The sequence below is a fragment of the Micromonospora sp. NPDC047740 genome (genome assembly GCF_043204735.1).
Classification (GTDB): domain Bacteria; phylum Actinomycetota; class Actinomycetes; order Mycobacteriales; family Micromonosporaceae; genus Micromonospora.
On the sequence record NZ_JBIDCT010000007.1, the window covers coordinates 159680 to 175567 of the forward strand.

Annotated in this window: 19 protein-coding genes and 1 riboswitch; of the genes, 1 reads left to right on the forward strand and 18 read right to left on the reverse strand. The window is 72.0% G+C overall.

The genetic code is table 11. From position 1 onward, the window contains the following. Positions 1–2: 2 nt before the first annotated feature. The 6 genes from thiS to ACGF4F_RS15200 form a co-directional block, all read right to left on the reverse strand. Positions 3–203 carry a sulfur carrier protein ThiS gene (gene thiS, locus ACGF4F_RS15175; RefSeq protein WP_357438162.1) on the reverse strand — a complete coding sequence of 67 codons (201 nt, stop codon included), beginning with the start codon at positions 201–203 and terminating at the stop codon, positions 3–5. Continuing rightward, positions 194–1288 carry a glycine oxidase ThiO gene (gene thiO, locus ACGF4F_RS15180; RefSeq protein WP_393077793.1) on the reverse strand — a complete coding sequence of 365 codons (1095 nt, stop codon included), beginning with the start codon at positions 1286–1288 and terminating at the stop codon, positions 194–196. Before thiO ends, thiS begins: the two co-directional genes overlap by 10 nt. Further along, entirely contained in the window at positions 1282–1908 is a 627-nt protein-coding gene (gene thiE, locus ACGF4F_RS15185; protein WP_357438168.1) for a thiamine phosphate synthase, read from the reverse strand. Before thiE ends, thiO begins: the two co-directional genes overlap by 7 nt. Continuing rightward, a riboswitch (TPP riboswitch) is annotated at positions 1903–2010 on the reverse strand. It overlaps the preceding gene by 6 nt. Before the next feature lie 150 nt (positions 2011–2160). Beyond that, positions 2161–3123 (reverse strand): aldo/keto reductase, encoded by a 963-nt coding sequence (locus ACGF4F_RS15190; protein WP_357438171.1) that lies wholly within the window; start codon positions 3121–3123, stop codon positions 2161–2163. Between the two features lie 147 nt (positions 3124–3270). Further along, positions 3271–4950: an ATP-binding cassette domain-containing protein gene (locus tag ACGF4F_RS15195; RefSeq protein WP_357438174.1), complete on the reverse strand. Its 1680-nt coding sequence runs from the start codon at positions 4948–4950 to the stop codon at positions 3271–3273. A 41-nt stretch (positions 4951–4991) separates the two neighbouring features. Next, positions 4992–5597 carry a methyltransferase gene (locus ACGF4F_RS15200; RefSeq protein ID WP_357438176.1) on the reverse strand — a complete coding sequence of 202 codons (606 nt, stop codon included), beginning with the start codon at positions 5595–5597 and terminating at the stop codon, positions 4992–4994. 127 nt (positions 5598–5724) lie between these two features. Between ACGF4F_RS15200 and ACGF4F_RS15205 the strand changes: the two genes are divergently transcribed. After that, positions 5725–6915 carry a hypothetical protein gene (locus tag ACGF4F_RS15205; protein WP_393077797.1) on the forward strand — a complete coding sequence of 397 codons (1191 nt, stop codon included), beginning with the start codon at positions 5725–5727 and terminating at the stop codon, positions 6913–6915. 25 nt (positions 6916–6940) lie between these two features. On the opposite strand, the gene truA is transcribed toward ACGF4F_RS15205, so the two are convergent. The 12 genes from truA to secY all read right to left on the reverse strand — a co-directional run bounded on the left by truA (position 6941) and on the right by secY (position 15660). Continuing rightward, positions 6941–7774: a tRNA pseudouridine(38-40) synthase TruA gene (gene truA, locus ACGF4F_RS15210; protein WP_357438181.1), complete on the reverse strand. Its 834-nt coding sequence runs from the start codon at positions 7772–7774 to the stop codon at positions 6941–6943. Positions 7775–7848: 74 nt separating this feature from the next. Continuing rightward, on the reverse strand, positions 7849–8406 hold the full coding sequence (gene rplQ / locus ACGF4F_RS15215; protein ID WP_357438184.1) for a 50S ribosomal protein L17: 558 nt from the start codon (positions 8404–8406) through the stop codon (positions 7849–7851). A 34-nt stretch (positions 8407–8440) separates the two neighbouring features. Then, a complete protein-coding gene (locus ACGF4F_RS15220) occupies positions 8441–9463 on the reverse strand; it encodes a DNA-directed RNA polymerase subunit alpha (RefSeq protein ID WP_013735931.1) in 1023 nt (340 codons plus the stop codon). Between the two features lie 97 nt (positions 9464–9560). Continuing rightward, entirely contained in the window at positions 9561–10187 is a 627-nt protein-coding gene (rpsD, locus tag ACGF4F_RS15225) for a 30S ribosomal protein S4 (RefSeq protein WP_357438186.1), read from the reverse strand. 14 nt (positions 10188–10201) lie between these two features. After that, positions 10202–10609 carry a 30S ribosomal protein S11 gene (gene rpsK, locus ACGF4F_RS15230; RefSeq protein WP_007073011.1) on the reverse strand — a complete coding sequence of 136 codons (408 nt, stop codon included), beginning with the start codon at positions 10607–10609 and terminating at the stop codon, positions 10202–10204. An 18-nt stretch (positions 10610–10627) separates the two neighbouring features. Next, entirely contained in the window at positions 10628–11008 is a 381-nt protein-coding gene (gene rpsM, locus ACGF4F_RS15235; protein ID WP_073834916.1) for a 30S ribosomal protein S13, read from the reverse strand. A gap of 263 nt (positions 11009–11271) precedes the next feature. Continuing rightward, positions 11272–11385, reverse strand: a complete 114-nt coding sequence (gene rpmJ, locus ACGF4F_RS15240) for a 50S ribosomal protein L36 (RefSeq protein WP_073834917.1) — start codon at positions 11383–11385, stop codon at positions 11272–11274. A 93-nt stretch (positions 11386–11478) separates the two neighbouring features. Then, the gene (gene infA, locus ACGF4F_RS15245) at positions 11479–11700 is read right to left on the reverse strand and encodes a translation initiation factor IF-1 (RefSeq protein ID WP_007073013.1); all 222 of its coding nucleotides are present in this window, start codon (positions 11698–11700) and stop codon (positions 11479–11481) included. A 268-nt stretch (positions 11701–11968) separates the two neighbouring features. Further along, the gene (locus ACGF4F_RS15250) at positions 11969–12469 is read right to left on the reverse strand and encodes a DUF1707 domain-containing protein (protein ID WP_393077803.1); all 501 of its coding nucleotides are present in this window, start codon (positions 12467–12469) and stop codon (positions 11969–11971) included. 267 nt (positions 12470–12736) lie between these two features. Then, positions 12737–13588 (reverse strand): type I methionyl aminopeptidase, encoded by an 852-nt coding sequence (map, locus tag ACGF4F_RS15255; protein ID WP_393077806.1) that lies wholly within the window; start codon positions 13586–13588, stop codon positions 12737–12739. An 89-nt stretch (positions 13589–13677) separates the two neighbouring features. Then, complete coding sequence (locus ACGF4F_RS15260) at positions 13678–14331, reverse strand: adenylate kinase (protein ID WP_073834919.1); 654 nt, start codon at positions 14329–14331, stop codon at positions 13678–13680. Next, complete coding sequence (gene secY, locus ACGF4F_RS15265; protein ID WP_073834920.1) at positions 14332–15660, reverse strand: preprotein translocase subunit SecY; 1329 nt, start codon at positions 15658–15660, stop codon at positions 14332–14334. It abuts the gene before it with no gap. Between the last annotated feature and the right edge of the window lie 228 nt (positions 15661–15888).

Below are 15888 nucleotides of genomic sequence, written 5' to 3' on the forward strand. Positions count from 1 at the left end.
GCTCACCCGCCCTGGGCGGCGCTGAGCACCTCGACCCGGTCGCCGTCGTGCAGGGCGGTCGCCGACCAGCCGCCGCGCGGCACCACCTCGCCGTTGACCGCGACCGCCAGGCCGCGCCGCTGGTCGGTGACCTCCCGGACCACGTCGGCGACAGTCGCTCCGCCGGGCACGCTCCGCCCGGCGCCGTTGACGATCAGTTCCATCTGGGCTCCTCCTCGGGTACGAACCGGTCCGGGATGAACGGGGCGAGCAGCGGGTCCGGCTCGCCGGTGACGATCAGCTCGGTGATCAGGTCGGCGGTGACCGGGGTGAGCACGATGCCGTGCCGGTGATGGCCGGTGGCGACGAGCACGCCCGGCCGGCCGGGCAGCGGCCCGATGATCGGCGCGTTGTCCGGCGTACCGGGGCGCAGCCCGGCGGACGCCTCGACCAGGTCGTACTCGGCCAGCTCGGGAACCAGGTCGACGGCGGCGCGGAGCAGCCGGAGCACCGCCCCGGCGGTCACCTCGGTGTCGGTGCGCTCCTCGACGGTCGCCCCGATCACCACCTCGCCGCTGTCCCGGGGCACCAGATAGATCGACTCGCCGTCGGCGTACCCCCGGATCACGTGCCGGAAGCCCGGCGCGCCGCCACCGGGCGCGCGGAGCCGGAGCACCTGCCCCTTCACCGGCCGGACCGGCAGCCCGGTGAGCGCCGCCGCGCCGCACCCGGCGGCGACCACGGTGAACCGGGCGTCCACGTCGGAGAGCCGGGCGACCGGGGCGGGGCGGAGCGCGACGCCGGCCAGCTCGGCCGCCGCGCGCAGCGCCGCCACCAGCCGGCGCGGGTCGACCTGATGGTCGCCGGGGGCGACCGCGCCGCCGCGCACCCGGGGGGCCAGCGCCGGCTCGCGGTCCCGCAGCGCGGAGGGACGCAGCGGCGTGATCGGCAGCTCCAACCCCTGCTGGTACGACCAGAGCCGGCGCGCCTCGGCCAGGTCGTCGGCGGTCAACCCGACCACCAGCGTGCCGTCGGTGCGGTACCCGACGTCGGTGCCGGCGTCCTCGGTCAGCTCGGCGGCGAAGGCCGGCCAGCGGGCGGCGGAGTCGGCGAGCAGCCTGGTCAGCTCGTGCTCGCCGAAGTACGCCTCGGCCACCGGCGACAGCATCCCGGCCGCCACGTGCGACGCCCCGGAGCCCGGTGCCGGATCGTGGACGACCACCCGCAGCCCGCGCTGCGCGCACCGCCACGCGATCGCCAGCCCGACCGGTCCCGCCCCCACGATGGCGACGTCCGGCCGGGTCAGCACGCCAGTGCCCCGAGCAGTTCGGCGGTGGTCCGGGCCGGGTCGGCGGCCTCGGACAGCGCCCCGACCACCGCCACCCCGTACGCCCCGGCGGCCCGCAGCGCCGGCACCCGCGCGGCGGTCACCCCGCCGATCGCGATCACCGGTACGTCCACCGCCCCGGCGACCGCGCGTACCCCCTGGGGGCCGATCGGGTCGGGCAGCCCTGGCTTGGTGGCGGTGGCGTGGCAGGGGCCCACGCCCAGGTAGCTGGCTCCGGCGGCGACCGCCGCGACGGCGGCCCCCGGTTCCCGAGCGGTGGCGCCGAGCACGGCGGTGGAGCCGAGCACGTGGCGGGCGGCTGCCACGGGCAGGTCGTCCGCGCCGACGTGGCCACCGGCCGCGTCCACCGCGAGCGCCACGTGCAGCCGGTCGTTGACCAGGCAGGTCGCCCCGTGCAGCCGGCACAGCGCGACCACCCGGGCGGCCAGTTCGTACGCCTCCCGGTCGGTGGCGCCGTCCGCCACCCGGACCTGGACGACCAGTTCGGCGCGGGCCACCGGCAGGGCGGCGCGCAGCACGGCGAGCGGATCCCGGCCCGGCCGGGTGTCGGTGATCAGATGCAGACGTCCCAGGGACGGCACGGCAACACTCCTCCCTGCGCCGGCATTACCCGGATCAGGTTCGACGGTCGGGGGCTGCAGCCCCCCTCTCAGCCCGGTGCACCGGGCTCCCGTGGGTCACTTGTGGCCTACCGTACGACGTCCGCCGCGGGCACGCCAAGGCCGGGTGGCACTTTTCCCACCCACCGCCGCCACGGGTGCCGCCAGCAGGCCGGAGCGGACAGCACGCTGCCCCGGTGCCGTGGGACGGCGCCGGGGCAGCGGAAAGCCGGGTCAGAGGATGGCGTCGAGGGCGGCCAGGTCCTCGTCGGTGGGCTGCCAGGCACCCGCCTCGGCGTTGGCGCGTACCTGCTCGGGCGTGGTGGCACCGGCGATCACCGAGGTCACCGCCGGGCGGGCGGCGAGTCCACCGATGGCCACCTGAAGCATCGAGATCCGACGCTTCGCCGCGTACGCCTCGATCGCCTCGATGGTGTCCCAGTCCGCCGCGGCCAGCCGCTCGGCGTACCGGCCGCCGCCGGAGAGCCGGCTGCCGGCGGGCGGCGCCTCGCCCCGGTGGTACTTGCCGGTGAGCAGGCCGTTGGCCAGCGGGAAGAACGGCAGCATGCCCAGGCCGAACCGCTCGCAGGCCGGGATGACCTCGGCCTCGACGCTCCGCTCCAGCAGACTGTAGTGGTTCTGCGCGGAGATGAAGCGGGTGCGGCCCTGCGACGACGCGGTCCAGTCGGCGTCGGCGATCTGCCAGCCGGCGAAGTTCGAGTTGCCGAGGTAGCGGACCTTGCCGGCACGGACCAGGTCGTCCAGGGCAGCAAGTGTCTCGTCGATCGGGGTGTCCGGGTCGGGTTCGTGCATCTGGTACAGGTCGATGTGGTCGGTGCCGAGCCGGCGCAGCGACGCCTCGACCGCGCGGGCGATGTAGCGGCGGGCACCCCGGGCACCGAAGTCCGGCCCGTTCAGGCCGTGCATGTCCATGCCGAACTTGGTGGCGACCACCACGTCGTCGCGGTGGCCCTTGAGCGCCTGCCCGAGCAGCTCCTCGGAGCTGCCCTGCGGCTCGCCGTAGATGTCGGCGGTGTCGAAGAAGTTGATCCCGGCGTCGAGGGCGGCCTCGACCACCGCCCGGGTGCCGTCGAGGTCGAGCTTGCGGCCGAAGTTGTTGCAGCCGATGCCGACCACGGACACCACGAGCCCGGAGTCGCCCAGCCGGCGGTACGTCATCTCACTCACGAGATCCACCCTATGCCCGGGCGGGGAACGCAACTGGTCGAGCCCCGAGGTCGGGGACGACCCGGTGAGTCGGTCACGACATCAGCTCCACAGCGGCGCTCACCCGGGTCCGCCGCGCCGAACTCGCGGCGGACCCGGGGCGAAGGCACGGCCCGGTCAGCCGACGTCCCAGACCGGCTCGGGGGTCTCCACCACCTCGCCGTCGCCGCGGAACAGCACGAACCGGTCGAAGGAGCGGGTGAACCACCGGTCGTGGGTCACCGCGATCACCGTCCCCTCGAACGCGGCCAACCCCGCTTCGAGCGCCTCGGCGGAGGCCAGGTCGAGGTTGTCGGTCGGCTCGTCGAGCAGCAGCAGGGTGGCCCCGGAGAGCTCCAGCAGCAGCACCAGGAAGCGGGCCTGCTGGCCACCGGAGAGGGTGCCGAAACGCTGGTCGCCCTGCCCGGCCAGCTCATACCGGGACAGCGCCGCCATCGCCGCGTGCCGGTCCATCCCGGCCCGGTGCTCGTCGCCCCGCCAGAGGATGTCGACCAGCGTCTTCTCCAGCAGCTCCGGCCGGTCGTGGGTCTGCGAGAAGTGCCCGGGCCGGACCCGGGCGCCGAGTCGTACCACCCCGCCGTGGGCGACGGGGGCGAGCGCGGCCGCGCCGTCGACCGGCGCGTTGGCCGGGTCCGGGTCGCTCCCGCCGCGGGCCAGCAGGCGGAGGAAATGCGACTTGCCCGTCCCGTTCGCGCCCAGCACGGCGACCCGGTCGCCGTACCAGAGCTCCAGGTCGAAGGGGTAGGTCAGGCCGTCGAGCTCGAGCTGCTCGCAGACCACGGCCCGCTTGCCGGTCCGCCCGCCGGTCAGCCGCATCCGGATGTCCTGGTCCTTCGGGGGTACGGGCGGCGGCCCGGCCTCCTCGAACTTGCGCAACCGGGTCTGCGCCGACTGGTAACGCGAGGCCATGTCGGAGTTGTACGCGGCCTTCTGCTTGTACATCAGCACCAGCTCGCGCAGCTTCTGGTGTTCCTCGTCCCAGCGCTTGCGCAGCTCGTCGAGGCGGGCGTGCCGGGCCACCCGCGCCTCGTGCCAGCTCGCGAAGCTGCCCGGGTGCACCCAGGCGCTGCCACCTTCGACGGCGACCACCCGGTCGGCGGTCTGCGCCAGCAGCTCCCGGTCGTGCGAGACGTAGAGCACCGACTTGCCGGACTCGCGCAGCCGTGCCTCCAGCCACCGCTTGCCCGGCACGTCGAGGAAGTTGTCCGGCTCGTCGAGGAGGAGCACCTCGTCGGTGCCCCGGAGCAGCAGTTCGAGGGCGAAGCGCTTCTGCTGGCCGCCGGAGAGGGTCCGCACCGGGCGGTCCCGGGCGGCATCCCACGGCAGGTCGAGGACGATGGTGGTGACGGTGTCGAAGAGCACCTCGGCGTCGTACCCGCCGACCTCACCCCAGGCCGCGAGCGCGTCCGCGTACGCGAGCTGGGCCTTGCCGGCGGCGGTGCTGTACTTGCCGCGGACCTCGGCCGCCCGCATGGCCGCCTCGGTCTCGGCGAGCCGGCGGCCGGCGTCGCGCAACGCCGGCGGGGCGAGCGCGAGGGCCAGGTCGGCGAGCGCCGAGTCGTCACCGATCATGCCGATGAACTGCCGCATCACGCCGAGACCGCCGGAGCGGGCGATCGCGCCGGTCTTCACCGGCAGGTCGCCGGCGACCATCCGGAGCAGGGTGGTCTTGCCGGCGCCGTTGGGCCCGACGAGGGCCACCTTGGCGCCCTCACCGACCCGGAACGACACCTCGGCGAAGAGCTCCCGGCCGTCCGGGAGGAAGTGCCCGACCCCTGCCACGTCCACGTATCCCACGCGGGCATCCTGCCCGAGGGGACGGCACGGGCGACACTCGATTATCGGGTGACCCGCAGCACCCGGTAGCCCTTCTGGCTGGCGTGCCGCTCGACCTGCCAGCCCTGCTCGACGAGCCAGCGGTGCAGCGAGTCGCCGCCGAGGTGCCGGGCGACCACCAGCCACGCCACCCCGTCCGGGGCGAGCCGGGGCAGCCAGCGCAGCAGCAGCCCGTGCAGCTCCGACTTGCCGATGTGGATCGGAGGGTTGGACCAGATCTGGGCGAAGGAGACGTCGGCTGGTACCCCGTCCGGCGCGGCGACCCGGACCCGATCGGCGGCCCCGACCCGGGCGGCGTTGGCGGCGGTGAGCTCACGCGCGCGCTGGTTGACGTCGACCGCCCAGACGGTGGCGGCCGGCGCGCTGGTGGCGAGTACGCAGGTGATCGGCCCGAACCCGCAGCCGACGTCGAGCAGCGGGCCGGTGGTGGCGGCGGTGGGCAGCTCCGCCTTGCGCAACAGGACGGCAGTGCCGGGGTCGAGCCGGTCGGCGGAGAAGACCCCGCCGGCCGAGGCGAGGGTGTAGTCGCGCCCGGCGACGGAGAACTGGACCTCGCGCGGCTGGGCGGCGCTCGTGGGTTCAGCGGTGAAGTAGTGGTCGCCGGTCACGTCCGGCATTGTCGCACCGGCCCCGGACGGCACCGCCGACGGTGTGGGCGAAGTAGATGCGACACCACTTCGCTTGATTTTCCCGATATTACCCCCGAAAGGGACAATGGGTCCTAGGGTAACGCACATGGTGTATCGGTACGAGTCCGATGAGGACGGCTTCCTGGAGTACCCGAGGCCCGGGTCGGAGCCGTCCGTACCCGCGGCACCTTCACCCGCGGGCCCCTCGCCGTCCCGCTTCCCCACTCCGTCGCTGCCCCCGCCGGTGCGGCGCACCCGACCGCCCGTCGACGTCACCCCGGCCCCGGCCCCGGCGGCGGCCCGGCAGGCGACCGCTCCGGTCGCCACCCGGGCCACCGGGCCGACGCCGCCGCCGACGTCCACCGCCGCACCGCATCGGGAGGCAGCGCCGCCGGTGTCCACCACCCCGGGCCGCCCATCCGCGCCGGCCGCGGAGCCCCCCGTCACCCACCCGGCCGACGAGCTGGACCTGGCCGAGCCCGCCAGGCCCATCCGCAGGCGCGGCGGCGGCCGGACCTGGCAGGTGCTGATCGGCGGCGCCGCCGTGCTGGTGCTGCTCGCGCTCTGCGGCCTGGCCGTCGCCGCCCTGCTGCAGGAGCGGACCGGCAACCCGCGGGCCGGCCAGCAGACCGGGCAGCCCGTGGTGGAGCAGTCGGCCGCGGCCGACGGGAAGGACCTGGACTCCCGGGACACCGACCAGTCGGCGCTCACCGCCAAGGAGGTCTTCCCGGGCCGGCAGCTCGTGGTAGCCAGCGGCCAGCCGGCCTACCAGGTGCTCAAGTCGCAGTCCAGCGGCAGCTGCGCGGTCGCGGCGACCGGTGAGATCGCCGACCTGCTCGTCCGCCTCGGCTGCAACCAGGTGGTCCGGGCGACCCTCCGCTCCCCTGACGGGGACTACCTGATCACCGCCGGCCTGTTCAACCTGACCGACGTGGCCAGCGCCCAGCGGGCCCGGGACCGGATGCGGCAGCTGCTCGACGAACGGCAGGGCCGGCTGCAGGGCATGTCGGTCGACAACAGCACCGAAGCCGTGGCGAAGGCCGCCGCCCGGGTGGGCTGGCAGGTACGCGGGCACTACCTCGCCTACTGCCTGGTCACCCGCGCGGACGGGCAGCGGATCAGCTCCACCGACGCCAACGCGCGCGACATCCTGTACGACCTGATCGAGGTCCACCTGAACCGCGGCGTGCTGGAGCGCCGGGCGAACGGCGGGGTGGCCAGCCAGCCCACCCAGCCGCAGACCGACGACAGCGCCGGCCAGAACGCGACCGACCAGCGGAGTCCCCGCAACAACTGACCGGCGGCCCGGCGCCGGAAGGACGTCAGCCCTCGGCGACCGGGACCCGGAGCCGGCGGGTGAGATCGGCGCGGCGGGCGTACTCGGCGGGGTCGTCCGGATAGCCGACGGCGACCAGGGTCAGCCCGTGCGCCGGGGCCACGGTCACCTCGCTGGACCGTTCTCGCCGGCTCAGCAGGCTGGCCGGCCACTCCACCGGCCGGCGACCGTCCCCGGCGACCAGCATGGCGCCGACCAGGCTACGCACCATCGCCTGGCAGAACGCGTCGGCCTGCACCGTGGCGACCAGGATCCCGTCCGGGTCGCGCCGCCAGTCCAGCCGGGTCACCTCGCGCAGCGTGGTGGCGTTCTCCTTGCGCCGGCAGTACGCGGCGAAGTCGTGCTCCCCCACCAGGCCGGCGGCGGCGGCGTTCAGCGCCGCCAGGTCCAGCGCCTTCGGCCAGGCGAGGGTGTCGGTGCGGCGCAACGGCTCGGCACCCCACGGAGCGTCGGTGACGCGGTACTCGTAGCGGCGGAAGGTGGCCGAGAAGCGGGCGTCGAAGTCGGCCGGAACCTCGGTCATGGCGCGTACCCGCACGTCGGGCGGGAGCAGCCGGGCCAGGCGGCGCAGCAGGCCCCCCTCGTGCTGCCGCCACCCGGCGGTCGGCAGGTCGAGGTGGCAGACCTGCCCGGTGGCGTGCACGCCGGCGTCGGTGCGGCCGGCCACGGTCAACCCGGTCGCGGTGCCCGCGCCGAGGATCAGGTCCAGCGTCTCGACCAGCACCCCGGCGACGGTGCGCCGGGTGGGCTGGGCGGCCCAGCCGGAGAAGCCGGTGCCGTCGTACGAGACGTCCAGCCGCAGCCGGGTCCGCTCGTCCACCTCGTACCTCCCGTTGACGGCGTCGGGCCCGGCACCCCACGAAGGGATGCCGGGCCCGACGATGCTGCCTCTGCTCAGGCCTTGTTCTCGTTGGCCTCGTCGCTGTCCTCGCGGGCGGCAGCGGTGTCACCGGAGACGTGCACCGGCGGCTCGGAGTCCTGGTCGGCCGGGGCCGACGCCGGGGTCTCCTCGGCCGGGGCCAGGGCCTCGACCTTGTCCTGCTGCGCGGCCTTGCGGGCGGCGGTCTTCTTGTTCGCCTTCGGCTCGGCGACCTGAAGCTCCTCCACCAGCTCGATGATCGCCATCGGAGCGGCGTCACCCTTGCGCGGGCCGGTCTTCACGATCCGGGTGTAGCCACCGTTGCGGTTGGCGTACCGGGGCGCGATCTGGTCGAACAGGGTGTAGACCACGTCCTTGTCCTTGACGACGGCCAGCACCCGCCGACGCGAGGCGAGGTCGCCCCGCTTGGCCTTGGTGATCAGCTGCTCGGCCAGCGGACGCAGCCGCCGGGCCTTCGTCTCGGTGGTCTGGATCTTGCCGTGCTGGAACAGCGAGGTGGCCAGGTTGGCCAGCATCAGCCGCTCGTGCGCGGGGCTGCCGCCGAGGCGGGGGCCCTTGGTGGGCGTGGGCATTGTTGGTGCTCCTCAGATGTGGCGGCAGCCGGACTTAGAGCTGCTCGGTCTCGCGGTAGTCGTCGGTGTCGTAGTCGGCTTCGCCGAAGGCGTCCACGACGTGCGCCGGGTCGAAGTTCGGGGCGGAGTCCTTCAGCCCCAGGCCCATCCCGGCGAGCTTCATCTTGACCTCGTCGATCGACTTCTGACCGAAGTTCCGGATGTCGAGGAGGTCCGCCTCGGTACGCCCGATCAGCTCACCAACGGAGTTGATGCCCTCGCGCTTGAGGCAGTTGTAGGAGCGGACGGTGAGGTCCAGCTCCTCGATCGGCAGAGCCAGGTCGGCCGCCAGCTGGGCGTCCTGCGGGGACGGCCCGATGTCGATGCCCTCAGCGGTCTCGTCCAGCTCCCGGGCCAGCCCGAACAGCTCCACCAGCGTCGAACCGGCCGAGGCCAGCGCGGTACGCGGGCCCATCGACGGCTTGGTCTCGACGTCGATGATCAGCCGGTCGAAGTCAGTCCGCTGCTCGACCCGGGTCGCCTCGACCCGGTAGGTCACCTTGAGCACCGGCGAGTAGATCGAGTCGACCGGGATCCGGCCGATCTCCGCGCCCGCCTGCTTGTTCTGCGCCGCCGTGACGTAGCCCCGGCCCCGCTCGACGGTCAGCTCCATGTCGAGCCGGCCCTTGCCGTTCAGGGTGGCGAGCTTCAGGTCCGGGTTGTGCACGGAGACACCGGCCGGGGGCTGGATGTCACCGGCGGTCACGTCGCCCGGGCCCTGCTTGCGCAGGTACATGCTGACCGGCTCGTCGTGCTCGGAGCTGACGCAGAGCTCCTTGATGTTCATGACGAGCTCGACCACGTCCTCCTTGACCCCGGGGATCGTGGTGAACTCGTGCAGCACGCCGTCGATCTTGATCGAGGTGACGGCCGCACCCGGGATGGACGACAGCAGCGTACGCCGCAGCGAGTTGCCCAGGGTGTAGCCGAAGCCCGGCTCCAGCGGCTCGATGGTGAACCGGGACCGGGTCTCGTTGATCGACTCCTCGGAGAGGGTCGGTCGCTGGCTGATGAGCATCTTTTCTCTTCTCTTCCGGGGCGCCCGCCATATGACGCCCACGACACAAACTGTTCCGGTGGCCCGCCCCGAGGGGGCGGGCCACCGCAACGAGCCCTTACTTCGAGTAGAGCTCGACGATCAACTGCTCCTGGACCTGGGTGTCGATCACCTGGCGGGCCGGGAGCGAGTGCACGAGGATCTTCAGCTGGCTCGGGATGGCCTCCAGCCACGCCGGGACGGTCCGCGAGCCGGCCTCACCCTGCGCCACCAGGAACGGGGTGAGCTCCTTGCTCTTCGCACGCACCTCGATGATGTCGTGCTCCTTGACCCGGAACGACGGGATGTCGACCTTCTTGCCGTTCACCGTGAAGTGACCGTGCTTGACCAGCTGACGGGCCATGTCCCGGGACTTGGCGTAGCCGGCCCGGTAGACCACGTTGTCCAGCCGCGACTCGAGGATCTGCAGGAGGACCTCACCGGTCTTGGCCTGCTTGCCCACGGCCTCCTCGTAGTAGCCGCGGAACTGCTTCTCCAGCACGCCGTAGACCCGGCGGGCCTTCTGCTTCTCACGGAGCTGGAGCAGGTACTCCGTCTCCTTGGTGCGGCCGCGGCCGTGCTGCCCGGGCGGGAACGGCCGGGACTCGAACGGGCACTTCGGACCATCGCACTTGCTGCCCTTGAGGAACAGCTTCATCTTCTCCCGCCGGCAACGGCGGCAGTCAGCACCGGTGTAACGAGCCATCTCTCTCTAACCTCTCAGACCCGGCGACGCTTCGGCGGACGGCATCCGTTGTGCGGCTGCGGGGTGACGTCGGAGATCTGACCGACCTCGAGGCCCACGGCCTGCAGCGAGCGGATGGCGGTCTCCCGGCCGGAGCCGGGGCCCTTGACGAACACGTCGACCTTGCGCATGCCGTGCTCCATGGCCCGACGCGCGGCGGCCTCGGCGGCCAGCTGCGCGGCGAACGGGGTCGACTTGCGCGAGCCCTTGAAGCCGACCTGGCCCGCGGAAGCCCAGGAGATGACCGCACCGGTCGGGTCCGTGATGGACACGATGGTGTTGTTGAAGGTGCTCTTGATGTGCGCCTGCCCGTGGGCGACGTTCTTGCGTTCCTTGCGCCGGACCTTCTTGACGGCGGCTCCGGCACGAGCCTTCGGTGGCATAAGTCTGTGCGCTCCTAGTTACTTCTTGCCGGGCTTCTTCTTGCCGGCGACGGTCCGCTTCGGGCCCTTCCGGGTCCGCGCGTTGGTCTTGGTCCGCTGGCCACGCACGGGCAGGCCCCGGCGGTGCCGGATGCCCTCGTAGCAGCCGATCTCGACCTTGCGGCGGATGTCAGCGGCGACCTCGCGGCGCAGGTCACCTTCAACCTTGTAGTTGCCCTCGATGTGATTACGGAGCTGGACCAGCTCCTCATCCGTGAGGTCCCGAGCGCGCTTGTCCGGCGAGATGCCGGTGGCGGCGAGCGTCTCCAGGGCGCGGGTACGGCCGACCCCGAAGATGTAGGTGAGCGCGATCTCCATCCGCTTCTCGCGGGGGAGGTCCACGCCGACTAGACGTGCCATGTGCGGGCGTACTCCTCGTGATGTTGTGGCGGAGGTGTGGACCCGTCCCACCCCGCTACCGACCGTCCCTGTCCTTCCGGCGTCACGCGCCGGCGACCGGGATCGGTCGCTGCCCGAGCGGGCCCCGGCCTCCGACCGGGGGTCCACCACGAGGGGGTACGCGCTGCGTACCGCTCGCGGCTGGGACGAGCTGGTGATGTGTTTGTCGGGATCTGCCGCCCGGGCCTGTTCCGCCGCCGCTCGTCACGGTCGGCGGGAACGGCTCAGCCCTGGCGCTGCTTGTGGCGCGGGTCCTGGCAGATGACCATGACCCGGCCGTGCCGGCGGATCACCCGGCACTTGTTGCAGATCCTCTTGACGCTCGGCTTGACCTTCACGGTTGCCTTACTTCCCATCTGGCCCGGAGACGCGACGGTGCGCGACGCCGGACGTCGAAGACGGACACGGGGACTTCCCGGCCGTCGTCAGGCTTACTTGTAGCGGTAGACGATGCGCCCGCGGGTCAGGTCGTACGGCGAGAGTTCGACGACGACCCGGTCCTCCGGCAGGATGCGGATGTAGTGCTGCCGCATCTTGCCGCTGATGTGAGCCAGCACCTTGTGGCCGTTCGCGAGCTCCACGCGGAACATGGCGTTCGGCAGGGGCTCGATGACCCGACCCTCGATCTCGATGGCTCCGTCTTTTTTCGGCATGTCCTCCGCTGTCCTGACGTCGGTTGCTCCGGACGGCCCACAACGTCTTACACGGGTGAACTGACCAAGATCAGGAAACCCGCGCCAGCCGCGGCTCCAGCTCCCACCGAAGCGCTGGGTGGGCATGCCGGAGTGGACGCTGTGCGCCGATCAGAAAGTGTACGCCCGCCTGCGCGCCGTCGCCAAACCGGCCGCGCATCCGGCCACTCGACGGTGGAAATCCATCCGGCCTCGGCGACGTGCTGTGGCGCTGGCCACAGCACGTCGGTCACCGGCCCCGCCGCCGTTCCCGCCGTGCCTGGCGGCGCTGGGTCGGGTGCGGCCCGCCGTCGGACACGCCCACCGTCCGCAACAGCAGGAGGGCGCCCCAAGGGCCGAGCACCCAGGCCGGCCAGTAGCCGGAGAAGTTGCCGGAGCCGATCGAGACGATCAGCCAGATCGGGATCAGCACGGCGGCCACCCGCAACCAGGGCGACCAGATCCCGAGCAGCCAGCCGGACGGGCGTGCCGCCGCGGCGGCCCCTCCCTCGCTCGCCGGCAGGGGGCCGGGCGGTGCGGGCGCCAGGGCGGATCGCTGCGCTGGCGCCGGACCCGGCAGGTCGGCCACGATCTCGGCCAGTTCGGCGTACGTCTTCGCGCCGTACGTCCGGCCCAACCGCTCGTCGTACTCGTGCAGGTCGAGCCGGCCCTCTTCCAGGGCCGTCCGGAGCCGTTCCGCCGTCGCCTGCCGGTCGGTGTCGGCCGCCCGCATCTCCCTCTCCCCGTCCATGAAGGCAAGCATGACAGCGCCGGGCCACTTCGCAGTAACGCCCCTGCCCGAACGATCGGCGCAGGCGGCCTGCGATCGACCGAGAACGCCCAATCGGCACGCTGGGAACCGGATGCCGCGAACGGATCGGACTCCCCGCCGGCCGGCGTCACCCCGCCTGGGCAACCGCCAGCAGCCCGAGGTGTCGCCGGCGCCACCGCCCGGCCGCCGACTCGTTCACACGTGCCTAGCGAAGGCAGGGTCGGCGCGGCCGACACCCGGAAACCGTCAGACCGCAGGCGAGTCGGCCGGCTGGCGGGCGGTGACCAGGTCGCCGAGCCGGGCCCGGCCGCCGTCCTCCGCGGTCAGCACCCACACACCGTCGTTCAGCAGGGCCATCGAGTGCTCGACGTGCGCCGCCACGGAGCCGTCCCGGGTGACCACCGTCCAGCCGTCGGCCTGCTCGACCGTACGCGGCGAGCCCATGGTGATCATCGGCTCGATCGCCAGCGCCATGCCGGGCACCAGCCGGGGGCCCTTGCCGGGGCGCCCGTGGTTGAGCACGTGCGGGTCCTGGTGCATCTCGGTGCCGATGCCGTGCCCGCCGTACCCGTCGACGATGCCGTAGCGGCCGGCCTTGCGGACCGCGTGCTCCACCGCGTGGGAGATGTCGGTGAGCCGGCCCTTCCCGCCGGCGGCACCCCGGGCGGCGGCGGCGATCCCGGCCCACATCGCGTCCTCGGCCACGGCCGCCATCTTCAGCAGGGCCGGGTCGGCCTCGCCGACGCCGAGGGTGATCGCGGCGTCGCCGTGCCACCCGTTGAGCACCGCGCCGCAGTCGATCGAGATCAGGTCACCCTCGCGGAGCACCTGCTTGGACGACGGGATGGCGTGCACCACCTGCTCGTTGACCGAGGAACAGATCGACGCCGGGTAGCCGTGGTAGCCCTTGAACGACGGCACGGCACCGGCCTCCCGGATGGTGGCCTCGGCGATCGCGTCCAGGTCGGCCGTGCTCACACCGGGGGCAACCGCCTCCCGCATCCGACGCAGCGCGCGGGCCACCACCAGACCGGCAGCCCGCATCATCTCGATCTGGTCGGGGGTCTTCAGCTGGATGTCCAGCTGGGGACGACGCATGGAGGCGTTACCTTTCGTTGCGCGGAACAGCGGGGCACGTCGCACGTACCCCGCTGTTCGCACTCTATCCGCCAGAGGCCGGCGGGACGTCAGCCGCCGTAGGAACGGAGGGCGTCGATGGCGCGGACGGTGACGTCCTCCACCGGCCCGGTCGCGTCGATGCCGACGAGCTTGCCCTGGGCGCCGTAGTAGTCGACCAGCGGCGCGGTCTTCTCGGCGTACTCCCGGAGCCGGGCGGCGATGGTCTCCGGCTTGTCGTCGTCCCGCTGGAACAGCTCGGCGCCGCAGCGGTCGCAGATCCCCTCGCGGGTGGTGGCGTCGAACTCGACGTGCCAGATCTTGCCGCAGCCCCGGCAGGTACGCCGGCCGGACAGCCTCCGGATCACCTCGTCGTCGTCGACGACCAGCTCCAGCACCAGGTCCAGCGCGGTGCCGAGGTCGGCGAGGAGCTTGTCCAGCGCGGCGGCCTGCGGGGTGGTACGGGGGAAGCCGTCGAGCAGGAAGCCCTCACTGGCGTCCGGCTCGGCGAGCCGGTCCCGCACCATGTTGATGGTGACCTCGTCCGGGACCAGCTTGCCGGCGTCCATGTATCGCTTGGCCTCGACGCCGAGCGGGGTGCCCTGGGAGACGTTCGCCCGGAAGATGTCCCCGGTCGAGATCTTCGGCACCGACAGGTGAGCGGCGATGAACTCCGCCTGTGTGCCCTTGCCCGCGCCCGGCGGGCCAACCAGAACGAGTCGCATCTACCGCAGGAACCCTTCGTAGTTCCGCTGCATGAGTTGGCTCTCGATCTGCTTCACGGTCTCCAGACCGACGCCGACCATGATGAGCACAGCGGTGCCGCCGAACGGGAAGTTCTGGAACTGCTGGTTGTCGAGCCAGATGAAGAAGAAGTTCGGCAGGATCGCGATGATGCCCAGGTAGAGCGCACCCGGCAGGGTGATCCGGCTGAGGATGAAGTCGAGGTACTCGGCGGTCGGCTTGCCGGGGCGGATGCCCGGTACGAAGCCGCCGTACTTCTTCATGTTGTCCGCGACCTCGGTCGGGTTGAACGTGATCGACACGTAGAAGTACGTGAAGAAGATGATCAGCAGGAAGTAGATCGCGATGTGCTCCGGCGCGCTCGCCTTCACGATGTGGTTCTGGATCCAGGCCTGGGTCTTGCCCGGGTTGGTCTGGTCGAAGAACTGGAGCGCGAGCGTCGGCAGGTAGAGCAGCGACGAGGCGAAGATGACCGGGATGACGCCGGCCTGGTTCACCTTCAGCGGGATGTAGGTGGAGGTGCCGCCGTACATCCGCCGGCCGATCATGCGCTTGGCGTACTGCACCGGGATCCGGCGCTGGGCCTGCTCGATGAAGGTGACCGCGCAGATGACCACCAGCACCAGGGCGATGACGAGGAGGAACATCCCCCAGCCCTTGGTGGTCTTGATCTTCCAGCCCTCGCTGGGGAGCCGGGCGGCGATCGAGGTGAAGATCAGCACGGACATGCCGTTGCCGACGCCGCGGTCGGTGATCAGCTCGCCGAGCCACATCACCACACCGGTGCCGGCGGTCATGGTCATGACCAGGATGCCCAGGGTCAGCCAGTCCGGGATGCCGGTGTCCCGGGGGACGATCGGCCACTGGTCGCAGCGGTTCTGGAAGAGCTGCCCGGAGCGGGCCAGCGCCACGAACGCCGAGGACTGGAGGATGCCCAGACCCAGGGTCAGGTAGCGGGTGTACTGGGTGATCTTCGCCTGGCCGGCCTGGCCCTCCTTGCGGAGCTGCTCCAGCCGCGGGATGACCACGGTCAGCAGCTGCAGGATGATCGACGCGGTGATGTAGGGCATGATGCCCAGCGCGAAGACCGAGAGCTGCAGCAGCGCGCCACCGCTGAAGAGGTCCAGCAGGTTCAGCACGCCGGTGCCGCCGCCCTGGATGGCGTCGAGGCACTTCTGGACGTTGCCGTACGAGACGCCGGGGCTGGGCAGAGTGGCGCCGAGCCGGTAGACCGCGATGATGCCTACTGTGAACAGCAGCTTCTTGCGCAGGTCAGGCGTACGGAACGCACTGAGAAAGGCGGACAGCAACTTCTTCCTCCTGCGCGACGCGGGCCGCCGGTCTGATTCCTGGCGGATCCGGGGTGGGTGCCGGGCGAGTGCCCGATATCCATAGCTGGGATGGGACTCTAACAGCCCGATCCCGGTCGGGGCAGATGCGCCCGGCTACATAAAACGAATCCGATGTTACCCGGCGCACATTCGCCAGGTAGACCATGGCGCCCGCCCAGTCACGCGGACCTGAGCGGGCGCCATGTG